Origin of the sequence: Aeromonas piscicola, from assembly GCF_000820005.1 — a bacterium.
GTDB lineage: Bacteria > Pseudomonadota > Gammaproteobacteria > Enterobacterales > Aeromonadaceae > Aeromonas > Aeromonas piscicola.
The window spans coordinates 24679-49887 of the sequence record NZ_CDBL01000044.1 but is presented as its reverse complement, the minus strand read 5'-3'; the positions used below and the strand labels follow the sequence as shown (position 1 = coordinate 49887).

The following is a 25209-nucleotide window of genomic DNA, read 5'->3' as shown; positions in this document are numbered from 1 at the left end:
GCGATCCTTAGATGACTACCAGTTCTCCCTCGAGGGCACCGGCCTCATCGAGAGCTTGTAAAATGGCCATGACATCATCGGGAGTTGCCCCGAGTGAATTGACTGCCTTGACGATCACCTCCAGCGAAGTGCCATCCGGCCAGACAAACATGTTGTTTCGTTCGCGATCCACCTGGACCTTTGAATTGGGTGTCGTCGTCGTTTGTCCATTGGAGAAGGCATTGGGTTGACTGACATTCTGGCTCTCGCCTATGGTCACGGTCAGACTGCCATGGCTAACCGCAGCCTTGTGTACCTTGACCCCTTGCCCCATCACCACGGTCCCAGTCCGGCTGTTGAACACAACTCTGGGCCGCTCCTTGCCCATATCAACTTGAATGTCTTGCAGCAACGCCATGAAAGAGATCCGCTGACTCTCATCCTTGGGAGCTGTGACCTGGATCCGCCCTGCACTCACAGCTCTGGCAACTGGACCCAGCTGGCGGTTGATTTCTCGCTCAACATTGCGGGCCGTTTTAAAATTGGGCTGGTGCAGGTTGAGCGTCACCTCGGGTTTATCCGCAAAGTTACTGACGGCCTCGCGCTCAATGATGGCGCCATTGGGAATGATGCCTGCCGTCGGCACATTGATGGTCACAGAAGAACCGGATTGCCCTTCAGCCTTGACCCCGGCGACCACCAAATTTCCTTGGGCAACGGCGTACACGTCCCCATCAATACCACGTAATGGCGTCAACAGTAGTGAGCCACCACGCAGGCTCTTGGCATCCCCGATTGAGGTCACAGTGACATCCACCAACTGCCCCTTGCCTGCCAAGGCCGGCAGCGTCGCCTGTACCGATACAGCAGCGACATTCTTGAGCTTGGGGTCGAGATCATCGGGCAACTGTACGCCAAACTGCTTGAGCATGTTGGCCATGGATTGGCCGGTAAATTTGACCTGGCTGCGATCTCCCGTACCCGACAGGCCGACGACCAGGCCATAGCCCACCAACTGGTTGGTTCGCATTCCCTGCACATCGGCAATATCCAGCAAGGCCCGCTTGGCAGGGGGCGCGGCATTAGCCCACCAGGGCAGACTCAGGCAGATCAAGGTGATAAACCATTTGTTCATGTAGATCCTCAAAATGGTGCGAATGCGGAACTGAAGAAACGCCCCAGCCACCCCATCTGGTTAGTGTCGGCAAGGGCACCACGCCCCGCATAGGTAATGCGGGCATCGGCAATGCGCTGAGAGGAAATACGGTTGCTCTGATCGATATCTTCCACTCTCACCATGCCACCCAGACGGATATATTCGTCTCCTTGATTGAGCCGGATCCACTTCTCCCCCCGGATCCCCAGCACCCCGTTTGGCATCACTTCGGCAACCGTTACCGTAATGGAACCGGCTAGCGTATTTTGCTGGCTGGAGGTAGCGCCACCATCAAAGTCACGATCTGCACTCAGGCTAGCGCCCCAGTCGGAACGCACTTTTCCACCGATAGAGGGTGCTGGCACGTTCATGCTGCTGTTCTTGCTCATGCTGGTGTTGGCTTTCTTGCTCGACTGGGTACGTTCTTCAAGTACCACGGTCAGAATATCGCCGATACGATAGGCACGACGATCCTGAAACAGAGTCATCATGTAGTCACCGCGATAGAGGCTACCGTCTTCTCCCCGAGCCGAGACAGATAACTTGGGGCGGGAAGGAGCCCACTTTTCGTCACCTGGCTCAGGGGCCTTGAGTTCATAAGTGGCACAGCCACCCAGCAGCAATACCACCCAAAGATAACGCCACATCGCCTTCATCATCACAGCGCCTGAGTGACGAACTTGAGCATCTGATCTGCGGCGGATACCACCTTGGCATTCATCTCATAGGCACGCTGAGTGGTGATCATGTCGACCATCTCCTCCACCACGTTGACGTTGGAACTTTCCAGCGTGAACTGCTTGATGGCGCCCATCGCCTCCTCACCCGGTACCCCTTCGATAGCTTCACCGGAGGCACCCGTCGCACGGTAGAGGTTGCCCCCAAGCGCTTCCAACCCAGCGGGGTTCGTGAAATTGGTCAAGGTAATACGCCCCAGCTCCACATTTTCTTGCTGGCCTGGCAGCGTTGCGCTTACGGTCCCATCTGTACCGATAGAAACCTTGGTCGCATTATCGGGGATCTGGATCTGCGGCAACATGGGCAGCCCATCCGAATTCACCAGCAAACCTTCAGCATTGCGATGCCACTGACCGTTACGGGTATAGGCCGTTTCCCCATCAGGGCGTTCGACACTAAAGAAACCGGCACCGACAACCGCCATATCCAATTCCTGGTTGGTATTCTGAAACTGGCCCGGGGTAAACACTTTCTGTGTTCCAACCACACGCACACCATTACCCATCTGAATGCCGATGGGTGACAGGTTTTGCTGATCCTGCTGCGCGCCAGGCTGGCGCTGTACCTGATAGAACAAGTCTTCAAAGGCCACGCGATCGCGCTTGAAACCAACCGTATTCACGTTGGCCAGGTTGTTGGAAATGCTGGCCATCTTGGCATCTTGTGCCGACAGACCCGTTTTACTCACCCAAAGTGCTGCATGCATCTTTGCTTCTCCACTTAATTCATTCGGGGCGCTATCGCGCATCCATCAAGGGTCTTGTGGCTCTAGCAAGCTAACTGCTAGCCCTGACCGGAAATAAGTCTGGCTCCTTGCCGGGCCTGATCATCTGCGGTTTTCATCAACTTGACCTGAAGCTCGAAATTGCGGGTCAATGACATGCTGCTGATCAGCTCGTCGACCGCATTCACATTGGCACCCTCAAGAAAACCTGAGGCCAGTACCACCTGCTCGCTGGTCTCGGCATCGCCTCCCTGACGCAGGCGGAAGAGGCCATCTGGACCTTTTACCAGTTCGACCGGATCCGGGTTGACCAGCTTTAGGCGACCCACATCCAAGCGGGCACCACCACCCGGTGGCGTGATGCTGAGGGAACCATCCTTACCGAAGCTCAAGTCGCGATAAGCAGGCAGTACCATTTCCCCACCATCTCCCAGCACAGGGCGGCCATTGAGAGTCAATAGCCCTTCAGCATCCACTTCCAGGTTACCTGCCCGGGTATAGGCCTCTTTGCCATCGGCAGTTTGCACCGTGATAAAACCTTCACCACGCACCGCCACATCCAATTTGCGACCCGTTTGCATCAGGGCACCCGCCTTAAAATCCGTGCCGGCCATCTCTTCGCGCGCCATGACCCGGCTTGGGTAGCCATCACCGGTCAGTGCATAGGCGGAAACCCGCTCAAAATCAGCCCGAAAACCGGCGGTATTGACGTTGGCCAAGTTATTCGCCCGAATTTGCTGGGCCATCAGGGTATGTTGCGCCCCCGACATGGCGGTATAGATAAGCTTTTCCACGCATCAAGCCTTAGAAGGAGTTGAAGAGAACCTGAGTCATCTTGTCAGCTGAGCTGATGGTTTTGGCGTTGGCTTGATAGTTACGCTGGGAAGTCATCAGGCTGACCAGCTCTCCCGTCAAGTCCACGTTGGAGCTTTCATAAGCCCCCGCGGTGAGGGAGCCCATGGTCCCGGTTCCTGGCGCGCCCAACACCGGCTGACCTGAGCTGAAGGATTGTTGCCAGGTGGTGTTGTTGGTTTGCATCAGGCCATTCGGGTTGGTGAAATTGGCCATCACCACTTGCCCCTGTAGCAAACTCTGACCATTGGTGAAAGTGGCATACACACCACCATCGGCATCTACTTTGACCCCGGTCAGATCGCCGGCGGCATAGCCATTGGACTGGTTGCGGGTTGCGTTGAAGTCGGAGGCATACTGACTGACACGTGCGACATCAACACTGAGAGCAATTTTCTCTGCGCCTGGGGGCGTCAAATTCAGCACAGGGGAAGTGGTCGGGGATTTCAGCGTACCGTTGGTATTGAACTCCATGGTTACCGGCGAACCCGTCTTGGTGCCATTGAAGGCGTAGTTGACCTGCCAAGTATTGTCCGCCGTTTTGACAAAATACTGGGTCACTGTGTGTTCAACCCCCAGCGAGTCATAAACCTTGCTGGATTGTGAATAGCTAAAACTGTCAGATTTGGCAGGATCGAACGGATGGGCAGTCTGATCGATCACACTGGCATCCGCCTTGAGGTTGGCTACGAATTCCAGCTTGTCAGATGCCTTGGCTGGCAAGCTGCCCGCCTTGACCTGAATATCGCCAATCACACCGGATTGCAGCTCACCCGCATCGTTGGTGGTATAGCCTTGCAGGCGAGTACCATTGGCTGTGGTCAGATAGTTGCTGGCATCCCGTTGAAACATACCCGCACGGGTATAAGAAGTCTGGCCATTGCTGTCTTTCAACACAAAAAAACCACTGCCGGAGATGGCGAGATCCAGTCCCTTACCGGTACGCATTACATCGCCATTACGGTCAAAGTTCTGGGAGACGTTGTTCATCTCGACACCACCTGCCTGTCCGCCACCATAGATAGCGGCGAATTCGGCGCGGCTCGATTTGAAACCAGCCGTACTGGCATTAGCCACGTTGTTGCTGATAACACTCAATTCCTGGTTCACGGCGCGCAGGCCGCTCAATCCGATACTGAAAGACACAGTTTCGCTCCTATCTGATTACGCCGATTTACCAAACTGGATGGCACTGAAGAGAGGCACATCACCCACTCCAGCCACCTGTAACATGATCTCGCCTGTGCCTGGCAAGGTGACACGCTCCACCTTGCTGGCCACAAAATTCTTGGATGTGGTCACCACACCATCGAGCGAGGCTTTTACCTCGAAGCTATATTCACCGGCAGGCAAGGGAGGCAATTCATAATCAAGTCCCCCAGCCTTGCTATCACCCCAATTTTTGGTCGCAACCAGGGTGCCATGTTCGTCATATACCTTAAGCTCGACCTGATCCGCAGCGCCGGCCAGCTCAATTTGCCCACGAATCGTCTTTTCAGCGCTCTGGGTCAGCGTCTTGCTGGGAACCATTACTTCCTTGTCGATCAGAGCCGTACTCTGCAATACCTGCTGGGTGTCCATCATGTTGATCGACTTTTGCTGCAGGACTTTGAGGCTCTCAACCCCTTCCACCATGCTGAACTGAGCCAGCTGGGTGACATACTGGGCACCATCCAGTGGATTAGTCGGGTCCTGGTTCTGGATCTGGGCAACCATCATCTGCAAGAATTCGTTACGTAATTGCATGCCACCCTGAGGGTTCTGGCCTGCAGCCGCACTGTTGGGGGCTATATCTGGTGTTGCTGTACGCTGACTGGTGCTGCGCGCAGTATCCAGGCTACTCACCTGAGGCAGGCTCATGGCTTACACTCCCTGGCCCAGGCGCAGCAGACCTTGCTGCATACTATTGATGCGATTGATCACTTCGACCGAGGTTTCAAAACCGCGCGAGGCGCTCATCATGTCGGCCATCTCTTCAACTGCGTTGACGTTGGAGTAGTAGACGAAGCCATCCTGATCGGCCAAGGGGTTGGTCGGCTCGAGGCGTTTATCTACCTGGCGATCAGACTGTACGATTCCTGCGATCTGCACCTGAGCCGCCCCCAGCGAATCAGCATCCTGTACCCGTTGATACAGCGTGGAGAACACCGGCTTGATGGCACGAAAAGCAGCCTCTTCACTGCCTGCGGCACTGTCCACGTTTGCCAGATTGGAGGCCACCGTATCCAAGCGTACGGTTTGCGCGCGCATGGCACTGCCTGCGATGTCATAGATTCGATTAAACGACATGATTAACGGCCCTCGATCGCTTTGGCGATCCCGGTGATTTTCATATTCAGGAAGGTGAGACTGGTCTGAAAGTCGGTAGCATTATTGGCAAACTTGCTTTGTTCAACGCTGAGCTCGGCAGTATTGCCATCCATGGAGACCTGATAGGGAATACGATACAAAGGATGTTGCATATCATTGGCCATGACGCCCTGACTGATGGCTGCACTCGCATCTCCCGTCGCAACTTGCTGCGCGACACGCCCCAGAATCGTCTTATAATCGACATCTCGGGCCAGATAGCCAGGGGTATCCACATTGGCCAGGTTCCCTGCCAGAATACGCGCCCGATCCGCCCGCACATCCAGGGCATAAGGGTGTACACCAAGAGCGCTGTCAAATGAGATACTCATGCTTCATCCTTCTATGAATCTGTCAGACCGGTGCATTCTTTATCAAGACTCATGCCAATGATGAATATCCTTTATTCCCGCTGGTTACGGCATCAACAGTGGCTGATAACACTGATAAAAGGGGAAGTGTTGTTTCCCGTATGGAAGCTCATTGGCCTGCTGATGCTGTCATACCCGCTGCAAGCCGCACCAACCGACTTGTCGTGGTATTTGGAGACCCAGCTGAAAGAGGATGCCCGCGAGGCGTTGAATAGCTATTTGCAGCAACAAGGCTGGTCAGCATCTGAAGTCGACTACCAGGTCTGGCTCTCTCCCGCAGTGACCCATTTGCCACCCTGCCAACAAGCCATTCGTCTGCAAGCAGGAGGTCAATATCGGCAACCCTGGGGGCGACGTCCCTATCTGGCTGAATGCACGGAGCCTGCATGGCAACTAAGGGCTCGTGTCGAAGTGACGCTCATGTTGCCAGTGTGGGTGACGGCACAAGAGATCCAGAAAGGCCAAACCATTCGTGCCGGAGATCTCGTCGAGAAATCTCTTGATATCAGTAGATTGCAACGCGGATTTGTTCCAAGCTCCGAATCCCTTGTGGGGAGCAAGAGCAATCGGAATCTCAGGATGGGTCAGTTGATTGGCGAACTGGATTTGCAGAAGGCCTGGGCCATTCGGGAAGGGGAAGGAGTACTGATCAGAGCCGGCCTCGACGGTTTTTCCGCAACCACCCGCGGCAAGGCATTGACAAACGGCGCCATTGGCGATGGCATTAAAGTAAGAAACATCAGCTCAGGCAAAGAGATTCAGGCCTGGGTGATAGAGAAAGGCGAAGTCGAAACCCGTTTTTAACCCAAAGGGCTGGTTTGATTTAAGTTAGGCTGGCCTTGGGTCGCTTGTCAGAAATAGACCATCAGGAATTGACGTTATGAAAATCACACGCACCGACCCGCTCTATGTTCAAACCCAGCTGCAGCGCAAGCCGGAGTCTGCGACTGCACAGCCACAAGCACGCGCCAGCCAGGCTGATGCCCAAATAAGCACCACGGCGCAGTTTGTAAACCAGGCAAGATCGCAATTGGCAACTACATCGGATGTGGATATGGAGAAGGTGAACCAGATCCGCCAAGCCATCAGCGACGGCAAGCTCGAACTCGATATGGATGCGCTGAGCCAAGCCATTCTGGATATGCATCGTCGATGAGCCTGGATCCCAAGCTGCGGGTCAAGCAACTGATCATCGGTATCCAGCAAGATTGTGGTCGCTACGCTGAGCTGCAACAGCTTCTACTGCGCCAACACAGCCTGCTGGCCGCTCACGATGTTGACGGGCTGGCTGAACACAATCAGCAGCAGACCCAACTGATGGTAGTGGTTCAGCAGCAGGCACAACAACGCTGTCAACATCTGCTCGCGTTGGGATTGAAACCGGACGAAAAAGGGATGGCGACACTGATAGCAAAACTGCCAGCCAGTTTGCAAAAAAACGTTGCCAGCCAATGGCAACAGCTTGAACAATTGTTACAGCAATGCTTGCGCCAAAACGAACTCAATGGCCGTCTACTGGCAGGGCAGATCGAAACAATCAATACGCTATTGGGACAAGAACAGCCCTATGGCCAACTGGAACGCTTCCCGGACTAACCCTTATCCCTCTCTCAACGCGCGATGACGCAGACTGGATAACTCATCCAGCTGTCGCTGATCCCGTGACTCCTGTTGCTGACGCAGGGTCAGGTCACGCTTATCCAGCAGCAACTCCAATCCTTTGACCCGACCAAATTGCTTGAGCACCTGGCCTTCGTGGCGCTCCAAATCCAATTTGGCCAAGGCAGACTGTTGTACCTGATGAACCAGCAGATGGCGCAGTTGTCCCTCCATCTGCTGCTTGTTCTGCCACAGCAGGGGATGAAATGTCGCAGAACCGGGGCTCGGAGAGCTGATCACATCCTGCAACCTCAGCGCCCTATGCTCTTCTCGAATGGCCTCTTCTCGCAAACGCTGGCGCTCCTTGCCCATCACCTCCAACGCATCCTGCTGCAGACCAAGATAGGATTTCAACATGGTGGATCCTTAAGACTTCCCAAGCACTTGCTTCAGCCCTGTCATCACCTGAGCAAAAGGCGTCTCCTCATGGATACCCTGTTGCAGGAAGGCCGCGATGGCAGGGTAGCGCTGTACCGCCTCATCCATCTGCGGATCGGCTCCCGGCTGATAACCACCCAATGGCAACAACTCGCGCACCTGTTGATAACGCCCCCACAACTGCCGCAGCGTCACTGCCAACGTCTGCCATTCGGCGGGAACAACCTGTGGCATGACTCGGCTTACGGAGGCACCTATGTCGATCGCGGGGTAATGTCCCTCCTCCGCCAATCGGCGAGTCAGAACAATATGACCATCCAGAATGGCGCGGGACGCATCCACCACAGGATCCTGCTGGTCGTCCCCTTCCGCCAAGACTGTATAGAAAGCACTCAGAGAACCTTCTGGGTGTGTGCCATTACCGGCCCGTTCAACCAGCTGGGTCAGCATGCTGAACACCGAAGGTGGGTAGCCCCGGGTCGCGGGCGGTTCCCCTATTGCCAGCGCGATCTCGCGCTGAGCTTGGGCATAACGGGTCAAGGAATCCATGAGCAGCAGCACATCCCGCCCCTGCTCACGGAAATACTCGGCGATACGATGACACAATTGTGCCGCGCGCAGACGCATCAGCGGAGATTGATCCGCAGGGGCCGCCACGACGACCGCACGCGCCAATCCTTCCGGGCCCAGGCTGTGCTCGATAAATTCGCGCACCTCTCGCCCCCGTTCACCAATCAGTCCCACCACCACTATCTGCGCGGTCGTATTGCGGGTCATCATGCCCAGCAGCATACTCTTGCCGACCCCGGAACCCGCAAACAGGCCCAGGCGCTGCCCCTTGCCGACCGTCAACAGACCATTGATGGCGCGAATGCCCACATCGAGCGGCTCGCGCACTGGCGTACGCAGCAGGGGATTCGGGGGGATGGCGAACAGAGCAACACGCTCACCGTCATCGCGCAACGGACGACCATCCAGGGGTTGCAACAGACCATCGACCACACGTCCCAATAGATGCTCACCGACCTGTATTGTCTCTTCACCATCAATGGGAAGCACACGTGCACCGGCATAGAGGCCACTCATGGGTTGCAGCGGCATCAAGTAGGAAATATCCCGATTGAACCCGACCACTTCGGCCAGCAGCGGTGCCCCTGTCGCCGTATCAACCCGGCAACGCTGGCCCATCACCAGCTGACAGCCAACCACCTCCAGCGTCAACCCTGTGACTCGAACCAGCCGGCCATAACGGCGAAAACCGGGGACATCCTCAAAACTGTCCAGCGCTGAAGTAAGCGCCTGTTGCAGCGCTTCATGCATCCCGTGGCAATTCCAGAGTACTATTTAGCTGCTCGATACAAGAGGCGAGGCGCTCTCCTGTATTGACTTCGATCACCGCAGCCCGCGTTTCTATACGGGCATCACCCACACTCAGGGTGCTATCCACCTGCAATGGCCAACCCTCACACCGGGTAACGCCTTGCTCAGCCAAACGCTGGCGATCTCCCTCACTGAGATAAATCACCAGCTCTTCTGATGCAGCTGGCAGACTCGCCAAGGCCTGCTCCACCTGATTGAGTACCTGCTGTGGATTGAGGGTAAATTCAGCCTGGATCACTCGTTTCGCAACCTGCGTCACCAGCTGGGCAACCAGTTCTTTTTGTTCCTGCATGCGAGAACGGGTCAAGGACTCCCATTGCGCCTGCAGCTTGGCGAAGGGAACCAGCGCCTGATCGAACGAGGCACGCCCTTCTGCCAGGCCCAGTGAAAAACCACGAGTTTGGCCCTGCTGCAGTCCCTTGGCCTCCCCGTCAACTAGACCGCTGGTCAACCCTTGCTGATAGCCAGTCTGATACCCTTCATCATGGCCTTGCTCCAGACCCTGCTGATAGCCGAATTCGAACTGCTCCTGCTGACTCTGCGCCTCTTCTCCGCTTTGCCCCAACGAAGGAAAACGGTAAAGACGAGTGGTGCCCGTCGCCAACTTGCGAACATTGTGACTCATGAACGCCTCCTGTTAATTGACGGTGGGCTCTTCGAACAACTGGAATTCAACCTCGCCCTGCTCCACCAATTCGCGGACCAGTTGCATGACATCTTCCCTTGCCTGCTCAACCTTGCGCAAGGAGACACTGCCCTGCCCCTGAATTTGGGCATCCAGAGCCTGGGCCATCCGTTTCGGCATGGCTCCCAGCACCACTTTACGGAAGCTGGCTTCGGTATTTTTCAGCGCCAATGCCAACAGATCGCTTGGCAGTTCCTGTACCAGACGTTGCAAGGTTTCATCCGATTGACGACGCAAGGCCATGAAGTCGAACATGTTCTTCTCGATTTCCAGCGCCATGTCACCATCGTGTTCCCGCAACAGGGAGAGCATCTGCTCCTTGTCGCCCTGATAACGGTTCAGGATGTCGGCCACCTGTCGTACGCCATTGACTTTGGCTCCGGACTGATCAGCCACGTAGGCAAGGCAGCGGTCCAATGTCAGACGCAGCTCTCCCAACACGTGTTCACTGACGCTATTGAGGCTGGCAACCCGTACCAACAGATCATCGTGGACGGAACCAGGCAGAGCATCCAGTACGGCGGATGCCGTCTGGGGCGGCAGGAACGCCAGCAGAACCGCCTGCATTTGCGGATGCTCGTTACGGAAGAAGCGGGCCAACACATCGGCAGGAACCCATTGCAAACGCTGGATATCCTGGCTCATGACATCGCCATACAGGCTGTCGAGCAGACTGCGGGAGAGCCGCTGCCCCAGTGCGAGATCAAGCGTCTGTTCCAGATATTCCCGCGAAGCGCTGCCAATCCCGCTCTGCTCACGGTACTGGTTGAAGAACTGCTGCAAAGTCCACTTTGCCTCCATCGAGCTGACGCCAGACAGACCCGCCATCTTGGAGATGAGTCGCTGCACTTCGTCACGGGAGAGTTTCTGCATGACCTTGGCTGCCGCCTCTGTGCCCATGCTTAACAGCAAAATCGCTGCCTTTTCCAGATTATCGATGTCGATATCGACGGCATTTTGGTTCAGATTAACGTTGTTCATTGCCACTCACCCATGATCTGACCACTTCCGCTACCCGAGCGGTGTCCTTCTCGACCAGCAACTGCAGATGCTGAAGCTGTACTTCCAGTTCGGAACCCGGCTCTGGCAATGCCTCCAGATTCAAGGAGGAGAACTGAGGTTCCATCTGATTATCCGCACGGATCAGACCATTATTCATCATCGGAGCCGTCAGGGCGGCATCGTCATCCCGTCGCATGGATAGACCCACAGTTGGTTCTTGCTGCTCGTCCAGCTCTTCGGCTGGTTCCTCATCGGGTAGCTGCTGGGTACGTACCAGATGCTTCACCAACGGACGAATCCCGAAGAACACCAGCGTCAAGCCAAGTAGGCCTCCGACCAGATAACGCAATGAGTCTTGCCAATAAGGCGTTTCCCACCAACCGGATTCAGGCGGAACAATTGGCACCGCACCGGTAAAATCGAAGACTTGCAGGCTGATCTGATCGCCCCGCGCATCATCAAATCCGACCGAGCGTTCCACCATCTGGCGGATTTGCTCCAGTTGTTCTGCACTCCAGCCATCTTTGGGGGCACTTTGCTGATTTAACAAAATGGAGACATTCATCTTCTCCAGCCGGCCCTGCTGATAGCGGGTATGCACTATGGTTCGGCTATTTTCGTACTGCTTGTTGATCTCTTGGCGCTCGGTACGAGAGTCGTTCTTCTGGGTTTCCGAGCTGGTAGTCCCCTGATTCGGAGCTGGCTGCTCACTTTTGGGCGTTGTTTCGGGAGGGCGATTGGACAAGGCTCCGGGGATCCCCAGCGCCAACGCGTCTATGGTTTTATCCGACTTGCTGGACTCTTTGGTAACCACGCCCTGTGGATCCAGCTGCTGCTGGGTCTCCTCCACCGCATTGAAGTTCACATCGGCGGCGATCTGCACCCTGAAATTGCCCGTGCCCAGCATGGGATAGAGCATGTCGCTGGCCCGCTGCCGGATGTACTGCTCAAGCTTGCGCACATATTCCATCTGCTGCACGCTCTGCTTGCCGAAACCAGCCTTGTCGCCCAGCTCGGCGCTGAGCAGCTGACCCGCCTGATCCACTATGGTTACAGCACCCGGTTTCATGCCGGAGATGCTGCCGGCCACCAGATTGGCTATCGCCTCTACCTGTCCAGGCTCCATTGTCTGACCCGGTTGCAAATCCAGCATCACAGAGGCACTGGGTTTTTCTTCATCACGACCGACAAACAGGGTTCGCTTGGGAATCGCCAGATGAACACGTGCACTGCGCACCGCATCCAGCGATATGATGGTTCTCGCCAGCTCACCTTCCAATGCATGTCGATAACGGGCGCCCTCCATGAATTCGCTGGTGCCAAGGCCTGTGACATTATCCAATCCTTCCAGACCGGCAGGCATGGCCGCTCTGACCCCTCTGGCCGCTAGCGCCATGCGAACATGGGCAAGCTGACTCTCGGGGACCAGAATTTGACCTGTGCTCTTTTCCAAACGGAATGGCACTTGCTCCTTTTCCAGCATCTCCATGATGTTGGCGGTATCGTAAAGCTCCTGCTTGCCATACAGGGGCACGTAATTCTTGCTGGAGGTCCACAGGATCACGACGATCGTGCCAGCCACAATGGCCGCCAATAGTGCGATTGTAAGAATGGATTTGTTGTCGCGGGAAAGACTACGCCAGTTGCGCAACCCTTCCTGGACTCGTGTTCTGAAGGAATCCGAAGCCCCTTGCGGGGACGTTACCAGTTCAGTCATCACTTACCTCAGAGTGGCATGCGCATAATGTCGTCAAAGCCTGTCATCAGCTTGTTTCGCACCTGCATCAGGGCAGAAAAGCTGAGACCCGCTTTCTGGCTGGCCACCATGGCCCCCACCAGATCATCGCTCTGACCCGCATCGACGGCGGTCATCAGTTTTGAGGCGGTATTTTGCTGCTCGTTGACTCGTCCAACGACATCGCGCATGGCATCGGTAAATGACACATTCGATGCATCATTTAATTCGATGGAAGGGGTTTGGTTGGCGACTCGCTGCATCTCCTGCATCTGCTGCAAGAGCGTCACCTGTGATGACATCATTTCAATCTTCACTCGGTTATCCCTTAGTTTTGAAGCTGCTGCTCAATATCTATGCCCTGCTCACGCATGGCCGCCAGCTTGTATCTCAGTGCCCGGGTCGTCATACCAAGGGCCTCTGCCGTGCGGGTCCGATGGCCGCGAAAGCGACGCAGGGTCTCTAGTACAAATTGAAATTCGGCATACCGACGCGTCTCGCTGAGCCCTTCCGGGGCGGAAAACGCTTCCGGTAACGCATCGTCGGATTCAATGGTGTAACTGGGCAGCATCAAATCCACTGCTTGAATATGCAATCCGCGAGCCATGATTAATGAACGTTGTATGACGTTATCCAGCTCCCGGACATTGCCAGGCCAGCCATACGCCAACAGCTGCTGACGGGCGCTTTCGCTCAGACGGTAGCCTTGCTGAGGAGCATGCCTCTCGATGAAATATTCGGCCAATGGCAGTATGTCATCCGGGCGCTCCCGTAGCGCTGGCCAACTCATAGGAAGCACGTCGAGACGATAAAACAGATCTTCCCGAAACTGGCCCACGGCAACAAGCGTCCGTATATCTTTGTTGCTGGCAGCGATAATCCGTATATCCAACGCTATGGTTTGGTGACTGCCTAACCGCTCGACTTCCTTCTCTTGCAAAACACGCAGCAACTTGGCCTGCAGCGACAACGGCAACTCAGAAATTTCGTCGAGTAGCAGGGTCCCGCCCTGCGCCAGCTCAAACTTGCCCGGTTGCGTGCCTGTCGCACCGGTAAAGGCCCCCTTGTTATGGCCAAACAAAATGGATTCGAGCATGGATTCAGGAATGGCAGCACAGTTGATCGCGATAAACGGTTTGCCGGCACGGTTGGACATGTCGTGGATATAACGAGCCAGTCGCTCTTTACCCGTCCCCGACTCACCACTAATCAGGATGGTGGCAGACGTCTTGGCAGCACGACGGGCCAGTTGCAGCACCTGCAGGCTCATGGCAGAGGTAGCGATAAGATTGGGAATGGATTGGCGCAGACGCAGCGCCCCCTTCACCGCATCGAGCATTTGCTGACAGCCAAAGGGTTTAATGATGTAGTCAATCGCCCCCGCCCGCATTGCTTCTGCCGCAAGATAAGCCTGCTGTTCATTAACCAGGATGACGCAGTCGACGCCGCAGAATTCATGCACTAATTGAGGGCCAGCCTCGGTCATGAGATCCATATCAAGCAAGATCAGAGCAACTGAGTTATTGGCGAGAATTAATTTGGACTTCTTGATCGAGTCAACACAAGAAACAGCGTATCCCTGCGCCAACAATATCCCCTCTATATCGTTTCCATTTGATAACGTAGGTCTGATCAATAACAAATGAGGAGCGGTCTCAATACCAATGGGTCTTGAGTTTTTCTTGATAGATATATCCGAAAGCATATGAACCCGAACCCGTGATTGTGGACAAACCAATCAACAGAACTGATATGTCAAAAATAAAAGCGCACCATGCCGAAAATGGCGCCTCTAATGGGCGTCTCATTTATGCAGAGAATGGTATCAAGGCGGTAACAATGGCCTTGGTAACCCCGCTATCATTAGCATTTCAGCTATTAGACCGGAGGCTTTGCGTCCTGACTTTTCAGTTCAGTTTGCCTTTATCATGCGACTGTCCGTATTGGGACAAGACAGCTCCACCTATCTAGTGATCGCTGTGTGACACATGTGAATTGTTATATTTGTTATTTATTTTTAACACTTGGTGCGTCAAAAACAGTCACATCATAGCGGCTTCCAGTGACAATTCAAGTAGATATGCGGAATATAACCTTCCGATCAGTTCATAACATGGCAGTTCAGCTTCAGCCCAGTGTCCCAATAACTTCCACCCTCAGATCTTCAGGTATTTCATTATAAGAGAGCACTTTGAGACCTTTTGAAAAAGAACGAGCATATCGCGCCATCAAGGGTCTGAGCTGGGGCATGACAACCAATACCGGAGCATGACCTTGCTGTTGCAACTGCTCTTTCACCAACGGCATATTTTGCTGTAACTGCGCCAGCAACTGAGGATCAACCGGAAAGCTATCCAAATGAATCTTTCCCTGCTGCTGGGACTGGTTCATTGCAGCCAACAGCGTCTGCTCCAGACGATCCTCCAAGGTAAACGCGGCTAAAATATCGCGCGATCCAATCGCCTGTCTGACAATCTGGCGTTTCAAGGCACATCTGACATCGGATGCCAGCAAGACAGGATCCTTGGTCAGTTCGCTCGCATCCAGCAAGGTGGTGGCAATGGTTCGAATATCGGTGAGGCTGATCTGCTCCTTGAGCAACTGGCGGAAAACCCTCAGTTGCTGCATCTGGGTCAGCGCCAGATTAAGTTCTTCTGCCAGACGGGGTGACTGGGTAGCCAGATACTGGCCCAACTTGCCCACCTCATCATGGCCAAACAGAGAATCAAGCTGCTCTCTCAACAACTTGCTGGCATGAGTGGCAATAACTGTCGCGGAATCGACCACGGAATAACCCAGATTCAAGGCCTTGGCCTTGTTCTCCGGCGAGATCCAGACTGCATTCATGCCATAGGCGGGATCCTGGGTCAGCTCACCGTCCAGGACTCCATACGTCTCCCCGCTGCTGATGGCCATCAGTCGCTGACAGTCGACGTTACCAGCCGCAAGTGCCACACCGGACAACTTGATCCGGTATTGATCGGGTTGCAACTGCAAGTTGTCACGCACCCGGATCTCGGGCAGCAGGAAGCCATATTGCTCGGACAGAGTCTTGCGAATACCCCGTACCCGGGCAAGCAGTTCGGCTCCCTTGTCCGCTTCTGCCAAGGGCACCAGCCGATAGCCCAGTTCAATGGCGACCGCATCGACAGGAGGCAGGTCCTGCCACTCCAGTCCCTGTGGCTCGGACTGCACCATCTGGCGCGTCAGCTCCTGGGCTGCATCGAGATCAGGATCATTGACCCGACGCTTGCTGACACTCCAACCGGCCCATGCCAGCACGGCGGCAAAGCTGAGAAAAGCCAGCATAGGCATACCTGGCACCAGACCCAGGATCAACATGATGGCAGCAGCGGTGTAGATAACCCGTGGCGATGCCAGGATCTGCTGACCCACTTGATCCGACATCTCGCCTTCATCGCTGACCCGAGTCACTATGATGGCCGCAGCGGTAGACATCAGCAAAGAAGGGATCTGAGCGACTAGACCGTCACCTATGGTGAGCAGTGCGTAACTTTGGAACGCCTCCGCAACCGGCAGCGAGTGCTGGAAGATACCGATCGCCAAACCACCCACCAAGTTGATGATCAACACCAGCAAGCCGGCGATGGCATCCCCTCGCACGAACTTGGACGCACCGTCCATCGCACCGTAAAAATCAGCCTCTCTGGCAATCTCGTCACGCCGTGCGCGGGCCTGATGCTGATCCATGGTACCGGCGTTGAGATCGGCATCGATCGCCATCTGTTTACCAGGCATCGCATCCAGGGTGAAACGAGCGGATACCTCGGATATCCGCTCACCACCCTTGGTGATCACCACGAAGTTGATGATCATCAGGATCACGAAGACCACCAGACCGACGACATAGTTGCCACCGATGACCACTTCCCCGAAGGCCTGAATGACTTTACCGGCAGCCTCATGCCCCTCGTGACCATGCAACAAGACGACGCGGGTAGAAGCAACGTTGAGCGACAACCGCATCAGGGTTGCTACCAGCAACACTGTGGGGAAGACGGAGAAATCGAGCGGACGGCGAGCCGAGACAGAAACCAGCAGCACCAGAACCGCCAACACTATGTTGAACGTGAACAGGACATCCAGCAGCCAACCGGGCAGAGGCAAGATCATCATGGCCAATATGGCCAGGAGCAGCATGGGGATCGCGGTATAGGATTGGGTCAATACACGCCAGTTCACAACTTACCTCTCAGGTTGACGTAACTCGGGCGGCACATGCAAAGGGGCAAGAGGAGTAGGTTTTTTCCCCTTGCCTGCCGCATAGGCCCGTAACTGCAATACATGGTTCAGCACATAAGCCACTGCGGTGTAAAGACCCGCAGGCACTTCCTGGTCGACCCGGGTGGAGTAGTAGATAGCCCGGGTCAGATCCGGCAGACTTATGACCATCTTGTCGTGCTGCTTTGCAACCTGGCGGATCCGTTCCGCCATGCCGTCAACCCCTTTGGCAATCACGTAAGGGGCATTTGCCCGCTCAGGATCATATTTAATGGCCACCGCATAGTGGGTCGGGTTGACGATGATCACATCTGCCTGCGGTACACGCTGCTCGATACGAGCCCGGGCAAGCATCCCTTGTACCTGGCGGATCTTGGCCTTTATCTCAGGCCGCCCTTCACTGTTTTTGTGCTCATCCTTGACCTCTTGCTTGGTCATTCGAAGTTGCTTGTTCAGGGACCAACGCTGATACGGCACGTCCAGTACTGCAATCAACATCTGCACACTGCCAAGCAAGATAAATGCCTGAGAGAGGATCCGCAGCGCCTGCTCCATCGCGGCCTGGGGCGGCATGCGGTTCATCATCATCAGCAAGGGCCATTGATGCTGCAGCATCAGTGCCAACGTTGAGCCAATCAGCAGGATCTTGAGCACTGACTTCAGCAGTTCCATCAGGCTGTGAGTTGAGAACATCCGCTTGAGCCCCTTGAGCGGATTGAGCTTCTCTGCGCTGGGCAGTAATTTCTTCCAAGTCAGTACCATGCCACCTGGCACTATGCTGAGCAGTACCAGCAACAACGCCAGAAAACCGAACAGAGGTAGCAGCACCCACAACATGCTGAGCAGGGCTTCAGCCGTCCAGTGAATCATCATTTGCGGATCGCGGGCGCCTTGCCAGTCAAAGCGTTGAGGGCGTTTCATCAACTCGGCAAAGAAGTGGCCAAAGCTGGGTACCATCCATTGCATGGCGAGGCCCCCCAGCAGCAACAGCCCGGCGGAGCTCAGCTCCTTGGAGCGCGCTATCTGTCCCTCTTCCCGAGCCTTGCGCAGTTTCTGGGAAGAGGCCTCTTCGGTTTTATCCTGGGCGCTATTCTGGCTCATGACGGGGTCAGAGCCCTGAGTTGCTCCAGCACATGCGCCACCAAGTCAAGGTAGCGGGCCGGGACGCCACTGATGGAAATAGCCATGGTCACCAACCCGAGCAACAAGGTCATGGGAAAACCCAGCGAAAATATGTTCAGAGATGGCGCAGTGCGGTTCATGACCCCGAAGGTCAGGTTGACCATCAACATGGCCACCACCGCAGGCAAGGTCAGGATCAATGCGGCACCAATACACCAACCAAACAAACCTATGACCCCTTTCATATCCAGCAAGTCGAGCGAAGATCCCGGTGGCCAGCTGCGCAAGCTCTGTACCAGCACATCCAAAGTGACCAGATGACCATTGAGCCCAAGAAACAACAGTGAACAGAAGATAAGCATCAGCTGGCTGACGATAGGTGCAGAATCCCCGTTGCTGGGATCATTCATCACTGCCATCGCAAGGCCCATCTGCATGGAGAGGATCTGCCCTGCCATGGTCATGATCATGAACAACATCTGGACACAGAGTCCGAACAGCAGCCCGAACAACAGTTGCTCCACAGTCAGCACTAGGGCACCAGTGCTGAGAGGATCGACCACTGGCATCTCTTTTAACATGGGAGCGATCAACAGGCTGACAATGAAGGCGAGGAGCAAACGCACTTGTGGCGGGATCCGACCATCACCAAATACCGGCATAACCCAAAATGCGGTGGCAATCCGGATGAATGGCCACCACCACTGCCCCAGCCAGGCCGTCAGGTCGGCAGCACTGAGGGACAGCAGAGAATTCATCCAATCAGCCCGGGTATCTTTAGAAACAGATCGTGGAACAGGGTCGTGATTTGGGAGAGCAACCAGTTGCCAGTGAAGATGAGCGTCATCAAAGTCACCAGAAAACGTGGCAAGAAGCTGAGTGTTTGCTCCTGGATCTGGGTGGCAGCCTGAAACACGCTGACGACCAAACCGACAATCAGGCTCGGTACAATCAGTACCGAAACCATCACCACCACGAGGTTAACGGCACCACCAATGAGCGCCACACTCTGCTCTGGTGTCACGTCAGCCTCCACTACCAAAGCTAGCTGCGAGGGTGCCTACCGTCATGGACCAGCCATCCACCAGCACGAACACCATCAGTTTGAACGGTAACGAGATGATCAGGGGCGAGAGCATCATCATCCCCATCGCCATCAGCACGCTGGCAACGACCAGATCTATCACCAGAAAGGGGATAAACAACATAAATCCTATCTGGAAGGCTGTATTCAGTTCACTCAGCACAAAAGCAGGCAACAAGACCCCAAACGGAACCTCATCCTTGGTGAGGGAGGTGGGTTCACCGGAGATCCGCAGCATCTGTTCCAGATCAGGTTCACGGGTCTGCGCCAGCATAAAATGACGTAAGGGCTTTTCAGCCCGAGCAATCCCCTCCGACAGGCTAATTTCATTCTGGTCGTAAGGGATGAATGCATGCTGATACATGTCAGTCCAGACAGGGCGCATGATCACTATCGTCAATATCAAACTGATGCCTATCAGTACACGGTTGGGAGGGCTCTGCTGCAAGCCCATCGCCTGGCGCAGAATCGCCAGCACTATGATGATCCGGGTAAAGCTGGTCATCATGAGCAATAGCGTCGGAAGGAGCCCCAAAAGGGTCATAAAGAACAGGATCTGCAACTTGATGTTGTAGTCCTCCCCACCTTCCGCCCCCGGTAAAACCGAGAACAATGTCATGTCTGCCCCCCAACTGGGCAGCGAACACAACAGCAGAGCAAACAGCAGGTGGCGCATCAGTCGTCCATGCCACCCAGCAGATTGGTGTCGATCACATCCACCAGACGCAGACCATATTTACCATTGACCACAACGACTTCCCCCTTGGCCAGCAGACGACCATTTACCCGGACGTCAAGCGGCTCACCAGCCAATTTATCGAGCTCGATAACAGCCCCTTCTTCCACTCGCATCAATTCCCCCAGCGAGACCTCGGTACTGGCCACTTCCAGCGTTACCTTGACCGGGATCTGGCGAAAGAAGGAGAGATCCCGCTGCTTGCTACTACTGGTAGGAGCCATATAGTCTGCCGCACTCGGCATGCTGATATCATCACCAAACAATTGATCCAGACCATCCAAATCCAGCGGGTCATTCATAGTGTGCTCGTTCATGATTCGATTATTCCTCTACGACCGTCGCGACCTGATAAACCAGGCTGCCTTTATGTTCAGCGATACGTCCACTAAAGCAGGGACGGTTACCAATCAGGGCTGGCACCACTTCAGGTAAATCCAGCGAGAGCACATCGCCCACCTTGAGACACTCCAGGTCGGCCAGCGTCATGGACAACTGCCCCATCACCACGCGTAAACGTGCGGGAATATGTGTTAGTGCCTGCTCCAAGGCGCCATCTTGCAAGGTGTGCCCTACCGCAGGGCCTGTTCTCTCCGCGGGTGGAACCAGCCACAACTGCCAACCATGGGAAAAGCTCCCCACCGTCAGGGTGGCTGCGGCCATCCACAACCGTGACACCGGGAGGGCATCACGTGTAATCAAGGTCAATTGCCATTCGAGATCACCCAGCCCCAGGCAGGAGGACCAGATGTCGACCTGATATTGGCAAAGACGCAACACCAAGCGTTGCTCGGTATCCGTCAATCCTTTGCTATGAGAGACAGTTTCTTCCTGATTGCGTAAAGAGCCGCCGAAGAAGAGCACCGCCAAGCGATAGATAACTGAAGGGGATATGGAGAAATAAGCGACCCGTTGGGTATCAAGCGGACTACGGGCCTCAATCCAGATCAAGCCATCATCATCTTCCGGAGATGAAACAGCGATGAACTCCTGATAAGTCAGCTCGCAGTCAGCGCTATTGAATAGCTGAGCCATGCAGCCCGCCGCCTGCAGGGAGAAAGTCCCTAACTGGGCATTTACTTGTTTGAGTTGTTCTCGGTCTGCTCGCTCGACACCCAGAAGATCATAATGGGGAAGGGTTTTACCCCGCTCAGCACAAAGTAACCGAGAAGGTGTCAGCATTACGCCGCTTGATGACATGAAGAATCCACCTTAGCCATTTTTATCTCGCCTTACTGCCACAGAGACATCTATCAGGCCAGCCATGTGATCGGTACAAATAGTCCAGCCAACATAGAGCGACCAGAATGGGCGAGAACTTTATTACAAAACCCTAAAAGGCGCCACGAGACAGTCTGGCAACCCAAAAATAAAAATCCCGGCACCAGAAGGTGCCGGGATTTTAAGGTACTTGCATACCTTTAATAGGTCGGAGTCGGCCTGTAAGCCGGGTTCTGTTCCGGGTTGCCCCGGTAGCAATCATTCCTCTAGGCCAGCAATCGCTCACTGGCTCAAGCAACCTACCCGCCCCCAACGCGGGCCGCGCCAATAGGGGCCTATTTGGTCTTGCTTCGGGTGGAGTTTACCGTGCCACGAACTGTTGCCAGTCGCGCGGTGCGCTCTTACCGCACCCTTTCACCCTTACCTGATCCCTTGCGGGCCATCGGCGGTTTGCTCTCTGTTGCACTGGTCGTAGGCTCGCGCCTCCCAGGCGTTACCTGGCACCCTGCCCTATGAAGCCCGGACTTTCCTCCCCTTCGCCCGTCTGTCCCGAGGGACACAACGACGAAGCAGCGATTGCCCAGCCGACTCCGGGCGCGGATTATAGCCTTGTCCGCCGGCCCGGGTAAACCTGCAATTGGCCTTTCCCCGGATTAATAGTGCTCGAGACCGTATTTGTAGAGAGCATTCTTCTTGACGCCATGGATCTCGGCGGTCAGGGCTGCTGCTTTTTTCAGCGGCAATTCGGCGACCAGCAGCCCCAAGGTACGGATCGCATCAAAGGGCAGCTCTTCATCCACCTTGCTGGCACCGGCGACCACCAGTACTATCTCGCCACGGCAGCGGTTATCGTCCTGATCGAGCCAGATCAGCATCTCGGAAGCGGGCAGACCATGGATGGATTCGAAGGTCTTGGTCAATTCGCGGCACACCACCACTTGACGCTCCCCCAGAATGCGAGCAATCGCTTCTACCGTATCCTGCACCCGACGTGGGGATTCATAAAATACCAGTGAGCGGGTGTCTTCGATCACGGCCTGCAATCTGTCATCACGCCCTTTGCTTTTGGCGGGCAAAAATCCTTCGAAGGCGAAGCGGTCGGTCGGCAAACCGGCAGCGCTCAGGGCCGTGATGGCGGCACAAGGACCGGGCAGTGGCACTACCTTGACGCCCGCTTCGCGACAGCGGGTGACCAAGTGGTAACCTGGGTCGCTGATGAGCGGGGTACCCGCATCGGAGACCAAGGCGACGCTCTTGCCCTCCTTGATCCTGCCGATCAGCACATCGGCTTTCTGCTGCTCGTTGTGATCGTGCAGCGCGAAGGTGGGAACCGAGATTTGGTAGTGGCTCAGCAGGATACCGGTATGACGCGTATCCTCGGCAGCCACCAGATCGACACTGCGTAAAATGTCCAATGCACGCTGGGTGATGTCCGCCAGATTACCGATCGGAGTGGGGACTATATACAGGGTTGGGATGTCACTCATGGGATCTCCGAGTGTCCCGACAATTGTGTCGCCATATTGGCCCGTTTACACTATGGAGAACTTCAACACTGGTCGGGGAATGAACTTGAACCGGGTTACAAAGCAGCTAAGTGTATCACGACTCTTCGGCATCCTACTCGCGGCAGTACTGCTAGCCGCCTGTGCCTCGGGGCCCAATCAACCTTCCGGGCAACCAGGCATGCCGTCTGCGTTCTCCAATCTGACCAAAAATGCCCAGTGGTATCTGGAGCAGGTGGATCCCGTCAAACCGGCCGAAGCCTTTACTTGGCAGGTGATGGCAGCGCGCAGCTACCTGGCACTCGGCCAGGCCAAGCCGGCATCGGCGCTTTACCAGCAACTACAGAAGCAGGCCCAGAGCGCGGAGCAGAAGGCGCAGCTGCAACTATTGCAGGCACATCTGTTACTCGCCCAGGGCAACGCCAACCAGGCGCTGATCCTGCTGGAGGGCAAACCGGACGTGCCGCTGGATGCCGATACCCAGAAAAATTGGTATCGCCAGCGAGTGGTGCTGCAGCTGGATATCAACAACAAGTTTGGTGCCGCCAAGTCGCTGATCTTGATGGAGCCCTATCTGGCCCAGAATGAGCTGTCGACCAACCATCAGCAGATCTGGTCTCTGCTGAAAAGCATGACCCCGTCCACCCTGCAGGCACTGGAAGAGGCACCAGCCCCTGACGTGACCACGGGTTGGCTGCGACTGGCGGCACTGGTTAACGAGTTCGGTGCCCAGCCCAGTCAGCTGGCCCGTCAGCTGGCAGGCTGGAAGCAGGCCTTCCCGAACCACCCGGCCCAGAAAGACATGCCGGCCGGTCTGGGGGATCTCGCTACCAGCCACATCAATACGCTGCAGCAGATCGCCGTGTTCCTGCCGCTCTCCGGCAACCTGGAGCCTCAGGGCGCCGCTATCCGCAACGGCATGTTGATGTCTTACAAGGAGAATCAGGGTCAATTTACCCTCAACTTCTATGACACCCAGGCCAAGGCGATGGGCGAGCTCTACAAGCAGGCCATTCAGGAAGGGGCCAACATGATCATAGGCCCGTTGCTCAAGGACAGGGTCGAGGAGCTGCTCAAGTCCAATCCGAGCGTGCCCGTGCTGGCACTGAACGAGCTGGACAAGCCGATCGTCAATGACAACACCTTCTACTTCTCCCTCTCGGCTGCCGCCGATGCGACCCAGGCCGCGCAATATCTCTACGGTCAGGGTTATCGCAAGCCCTTGCTGATCGCCGCCCAGGGGCGGATCGGCTACAGCAGCATCAAGGCGTTCGAGCAGGCATGGGCCACAGTGAGCCAGGACAAACCGGTCGTGGCCACCTTCGGTGCCCGCAACGAGGTGCAGGGGATGGTCAAGAATGCCCTGAGCGGCCGCTCGACCGCCCGGGCCGGGGAAGTGGTGCAACTCTCAGCAGCCGCCCCGCGCAGCATAGATGTGGTCTATGTAGTCGCCAACAGCCTGGAGACCCGGATGATCAAGCCCTATGTGGACATCTCGGTCAATCCCATGGGCAGCCTGCCCATCTACAGCAGCTCACGCAGCTACGACAGCGCCACCACAGAGGTTGCCTCCGAGCTCAATGGCATGCACATCTCCGACATGCCACTGCTGCTGGGTGGCTACGAGAAGCAACGGGAGCAGATCGCCCTGCTTTGGCCACAGACCCAGGGTGACCTGCTGCGTCTGTTCGCGCTCGGTTACGATGCCGTCAGCCTGGCGGAAAACCTGCAGCAGATGCGCAAGGTCAATGCCATGCAGCAACCGGGCATGAGCGGCCAGCTGAGCGTGGACGCCAGCGGCAACATAGTGCGGGTACTGGACTGGGCCACCTACCAGAACGGCAAGCTGGTCAGCGACAGTGCCATGCCTCAGCTCGAGGGAGCCTCCCATGAAGGGTCTATTGGCACGGATGAGCCAGCAGTGGCAGAACCTGTTCCCGTCACCGACGAACAAGGGACAGCACTTTGAGCAGGTAGCTGAACGCTGGTTGCAGGCCCGCGGCCTGCAACCCGTGACCCGCAACTACCGCTGTCGGGGTGGCGAAATCGATCTCATCATGCGCCAGGGGGAAACCCTGGTGTTTGTTGAGGTCCGCTACCGCGCCAACACCAGCCATGGCGGAGCAGCCAGCTCGGTCACCCGGCGCAAGCAGCACAAGATCGTGCTGGCAGCGCGCCACTATTTCAAGCAACATGCCATCAACGAGGCCAGCCAGGCCTGCCGATTCGATGTGATTGCGTTCGAGGGCGACCAGCCAGACTGGATCCAGAACGCATTTTAAGAGGACCCT

The 25209-nt window shown here is 55.7% G+C and carries 28 protein-coding genes, 1 other RNA gene and 1 riboswitch; of the genes, 5 read left to right on the top strand and 24 right to left on the bottom strand.

Features of this window, described 5'->3' with window-relative positions; genetic code table 11:
- Positions 1-7: 7 nt before the first annotated feature.
- The 8 genes from fgIL to lfgB all read right to left on the bottom strand — a co-directional run bounded on the left by fgIL (position 8) and on the right by lfgB (position 6130).
- On the bottom strand, positions 8-1114 hold the full coding sequence (fgIL, locus tag BN1128_RS09265) for a lateral flagellar basal body P-ring FlgIL (RefSeq protein WP_042867940.1): 1107 nt from the start codon (positions 1112-1114) through the stop codon (positions 8-10).
- Between the two features lie 8 nt (positions 1115-1122).
- Positions 1123-1794, bottom strand: a complete 672-nt coding sequence (gene flgH / locus BN1128_RS09260; protein WP_042867938.1) for a flagellar basal body L-ring protein FlgH — start codon at positions 1792-1794, stop codon at positions 1123-1125.
- On the bottom strand, positions 1794-2579 hold the full coding sequence (gene lfgG, locus BN1128_RS09255; RefSeq protein WP_042867936.1) for a lateral flagellar basal-body rod protein LfgG: 786 nt from the start codon (positions 2577-2579) through the stop codon (positions 1794-1796). The genes flgH and lfgG overlap by 1 nt, the downstream gene beginning before the upstream one ends.
- Positions 2580-2656: 77 nt before the next feature.
- A complete protein-coding gene (lfgF, locus tag BN1128_RS09250; RefSeq protein ID WP_042867935.1) occupies positions 2657-3391 on the bottom strand; it encodes a lateral flagellar basal-body rod protein LfgF in 735 nt (244 codons plus the stop codon).
- A 10-nt stretch (positions 3392-3401) separates the two neighbouring features.
- Positions 3402-4595, bottom strand: coding sequence for a lateral flagellar hook protein FlgEL (gene flgEL / locus BN1128_RS09245; protein ID WP_042867933.1), 1194 nt, complete (start codon positions 4593-4595; stop codon positions 3402-3404).
- Positions 4596-4613: 18 nt separating this feature from the next.
- Positions 4614-5309 (bottom strand): flagellar hook assembly protein FlgD, encoded by a 696-nt coding sequence (locus BN1128_RS09240; RefSeq protein WP_042867931.1) that lies wholly within the window; start codon positions 5307-5309, stop codon positions 4614-4616.
- Between the two features lie 3 nt (positions 5310-5312).
- Positions 5313-5738 carry a lateral flagellar basal body rod protein FlgCL gene (flgCL, locus tag BN1128_RS09235; RefSeq protein WP_042867929.1) on the bottom strand — a complete coding sequence of 142 codons (426 nt, stop codon included), beginning with the start codon at positions 5736-5738 and terminating at the stop codon, positions 5313-5315.
- A 2-nt stretch (positions 5739-5740) separates the two neighbouring features.
- Positions 5741-6130, bottom strand: a complete 390-nt coding sequence (gene lfgB, locus BN1128_RS09230) for a lateral flagellar basal body rod protein LfgB (RefSeq protein ID WP_042867927.1) — start codon at positions 6128-6130, stop codon at positions 5741-5743.
- 57 nt (positions 6131-6187) lie between these two features.
- On the opposite strand from lfgB, the gene lfgA reads away from it, so the two are divergent.
- The 3 genes from lfgA (at position 6188) to lfgN (ending at position 7765) form a co-directional block, all read left to right on the top strand.
- Complete coding sequence (lfgA, locus tag BN1128_RS09225) at positions 6188-6973, top strand: lateral flagellar basal body P-ring formation protein LfgA (RefSeq protein WP_042867925.1); 786 nt, start codon at positions 6188-6190, stop codon at positions 6971-6973.
- 76 nt (positions 6974-7049) lie between these two features.
- Complete coding sequence (gene flgM / locus BN1128_RS09220; protein WP_042867924.1) at positions 7050-7325, top strand: flagellar biosynthesis anti-sigma factor FlgM; 276 nt, start codon at positions 7050-7052, stop codon at positions 7323-7325.
- Complete coding sequence (gene lfgN / locus BN1128_RS09215) at positions 7322-7765, top strand: lateral flagellar protein LfgN (RefSeq protein ID WP_042867923.1); 444 nt, start codon at positions 7322-7324, stop codon at positions 7763-7765. Before flgM ends, lfgN begins: the two co-directional genes overlap by 4 nt.
- A 3-nt stretch (positions 7766-7768) precedes the next feature.
- Here the strand turns inward: lfgN and lfiJ are convergent, their stop codons facing one another.
- From lfiJ to rsmI, 16 genes are all read right to left on the bottom strand, one after another.
- Positions 7769-8185 (bottom strand): lateral flagellar protein LfiJ, encoded by a 417-nt coding sequence (gene lfiJ, locus BN1128_RS09210; RefSeq protein ID WP_042867922.1) that lies wholly within the window; start codon positions 8183-8185, stop codon positions 7769-7771.
- Positions 8186-8194: 9 nt separating this feature from the next.
- Positions 8195-9526: a lateral flagellar FliI-like assembly ATPase LfiI gene (gene lfiI, locus BN1128_RS09205; protein ID WP_042867921.1), complete on the bottom strand. Its 1332-nt coding sequence runs from the start codon at positions 9524-9526 to the stop codon at positions 8195-8197.
- The gene (gene lfiH, locus BN1128_RS09200) at positions 9519-10211 is read right to left on the bottom strand and encodes a lateral flagellar assembly protein FliH (RefSeq protein WP_042867918.1); all 693 of its coding nucleotides are present in this window, start codon (positions 10209-10211) and stop codon (positions 9519-9521) included. Before lfiH ends, lfiI begins: the two co-directional genes overlap by 8 nt.
- Before the next feature lie 12 nt (positions 10212-10223).
- Complete coding sequence (fliGL, locus tag BN1128_RS09195; protein ID WP_042867913.1) at positions 10224-11252, bottom strand: lateral flagellar motor switch protein FliGL; 1029 nt, start codon at positions 11250-11252, stop codon at positions 10224-10226.
- The gene (gene fliFL, locus BN1128_RS09190; protein WP_082030395.1) at positions 11239-12981 is read right to left on the bottom strand and encodes a lateral flagellar M-ring protein FliFL; all 1743 of its coding nucleotides are present in this window, start codon (positions 12979-12981) and stop codon (positions 11239-11241) included. Before fliFL ends, fliGL begins: the two co-directional genes overlap by 14 nt.
- A 17-nt stretch (positions 12982-12998) precedes the next feature.
- Positions 12999-13325, bottom strand: a complete 327-nt coding sequence (lfiE, locus tag BN1128_RS09185) for a lateral flagellar hook-basal body complex protein LfiE (protein ID WP_081097860.1) — start codon at positions 13323-13325, stop codon at positions 12999-13001.
- A gap of 11 nt (positions 13326-13336) precedes the next feature.
- Positions 13337-14713 (bottom strand): lateral flagellar response regulator transcription factor LafK, encoded by a 1377-nt coding sequence (lafK, locus tag BN1128_RS09180; RefSeq protein WP_042867906.1) that lies wholly within the window; start codon positions 14711-14713, stop codon positions 13337-13339.
- 139 nt (positions 14714-14852) lie between these two features.
- Positions 14853-14940, bottom strand: a riboswitch (cyclic di-GMP riboswitch).
- Between the two features lie 195 nt (positions 14941-15135).
- Positions 15136-17211, bottom strand: a complete 2076-nt coding sequence (gene lfhA, locus BN1128_RS09175) for a lateral flagellar biosynthesis protein LfhA (protein WP_042867903.1) — start codon at positions 17209-17211, stop codon at positions 15136-15138.
- Positions 17212-17214: 3 nt separating this feature from the next.
- The gene (flhB, locus tag BN1128_RS09170) at positions 17215-18351 is read right to left on the bottom strand and encodes a flagellar biosynthesis protein FlhB (RefSeq protein WP_042867901.1); all 1137 of its coding nucleotides are present in this window, start codon (positions 18349-18351) and stop codon (positions 17215-17217) included.
- A complete protein-coding gene (gene lfiR / locus BN1128_RS09165; protein WP_042867898.1) occupies positions 18348-19130 on the bottom strand; it encodes a lateral flagellar biosynthetic protein LfiR in 783 nt (260 codons plus the stop codon). Before lfiR ends, flhB begins: the two co-directional genes overlap by 4 nt.
- Positions 19127-19396, bottom strand: coding sequence for a lateral flagellar biosynthetic protein LfiQ (lfiQ, locus tag BN1128_RS09160; protein ID WP_005314303.1), 270 nt, complete (start codon positions 19394-19396; stop codon positions 19127-19129). Before lfiQ ends, lfiR begins: the two co-directional genes overlap by 4 nt.
- A 1-nt stretch (position 19397) precedes the next feature.
- A complete protein-coding gene (gene fliP / locus BN1128_RS09155; RefSeq protein ID WP_042468028.1) occupies positions 19398-20132 on the bottom strand; it encodes a flagellar type III secretion system pore protein FliP in 735 nt (244 codons plus the stop codon).
- Entirely contained in the window at positions 20132-20509 is a 378-nt protein-coding gene (gene lfiN, locus BN1128_RS09150) for a lateral flagellar motor switch protein LfiN (RefSeq protein ID WP_042867894.1), read from the bottom strand. Before lfiN ends, fliP begins: the two co-directional genes overlap by 1 nt.
- Before the next feature lie 7 nt (positions 20510-20516).
- Positions 20517-21392 (bottom strand): lateral flagellar motor switch protein LfiM, encoded by an 876-nt coding sequence (gene lfiM, locus BN1128_RS09145; protein ID WP_167335802.1) that lies wholly within the window; start codon positions 21390-21392, stop codon positions 20517-20519.
- Positions 21393-21619: 227 nt separating this feature from the next.
- An RNA gene (rnpB, locus tag BN1128_RS24085) (RNase P RNA component class A) lies at positions 21620-22005 on the bottom strand.
- A gap of 61 nt (positions 22006-22066) precedes the next feature.
- Complete coding sequence (gene rsmI / locus BN1128_RS09140; RefSeq protein WP_042867890.1) at positions 22067-22900, bottom strand: 16S rRNA (cytidine(1402)-2'-O)-methyltransferase; 834 nt, start codon at positions 22898-22900, stop codon at positions 22067-22069.
- 199 nt (positions 22901-23099) lie between these two features.
- Between rsmI and BN1128_RS09135 the strand changes: the two genes are divergently transcribed.
- Both BN1128_RS09135 and BN1128_RS09130 read left to right on the top strand, forming a co-directional pair.
- Positions 23100-24887 (top strand): penicillin-binding protein activator, encoded by a 1788-nt coding sequence (locus tag BN1128_RS09135; RefSeq protein ID WP_042867888.1) that lies wholly within the window; start codon positions 23100-23102, stop codon positions 24885-24887.
- Entirely contained in the window at positions 24808-25200 is a 393-nt protein-coding gene (locus tag BN1128_RS09130) for a YraN family protein (protein WP_156140166.1), read from the top strand. The genes BN1128_RS09135 and BN1128_RS09130 overlap by 80 nt, the downstream gene beginning before the upstream one ends.
- Positions 25201-25209: the final 9 nt, after the last annotated feature.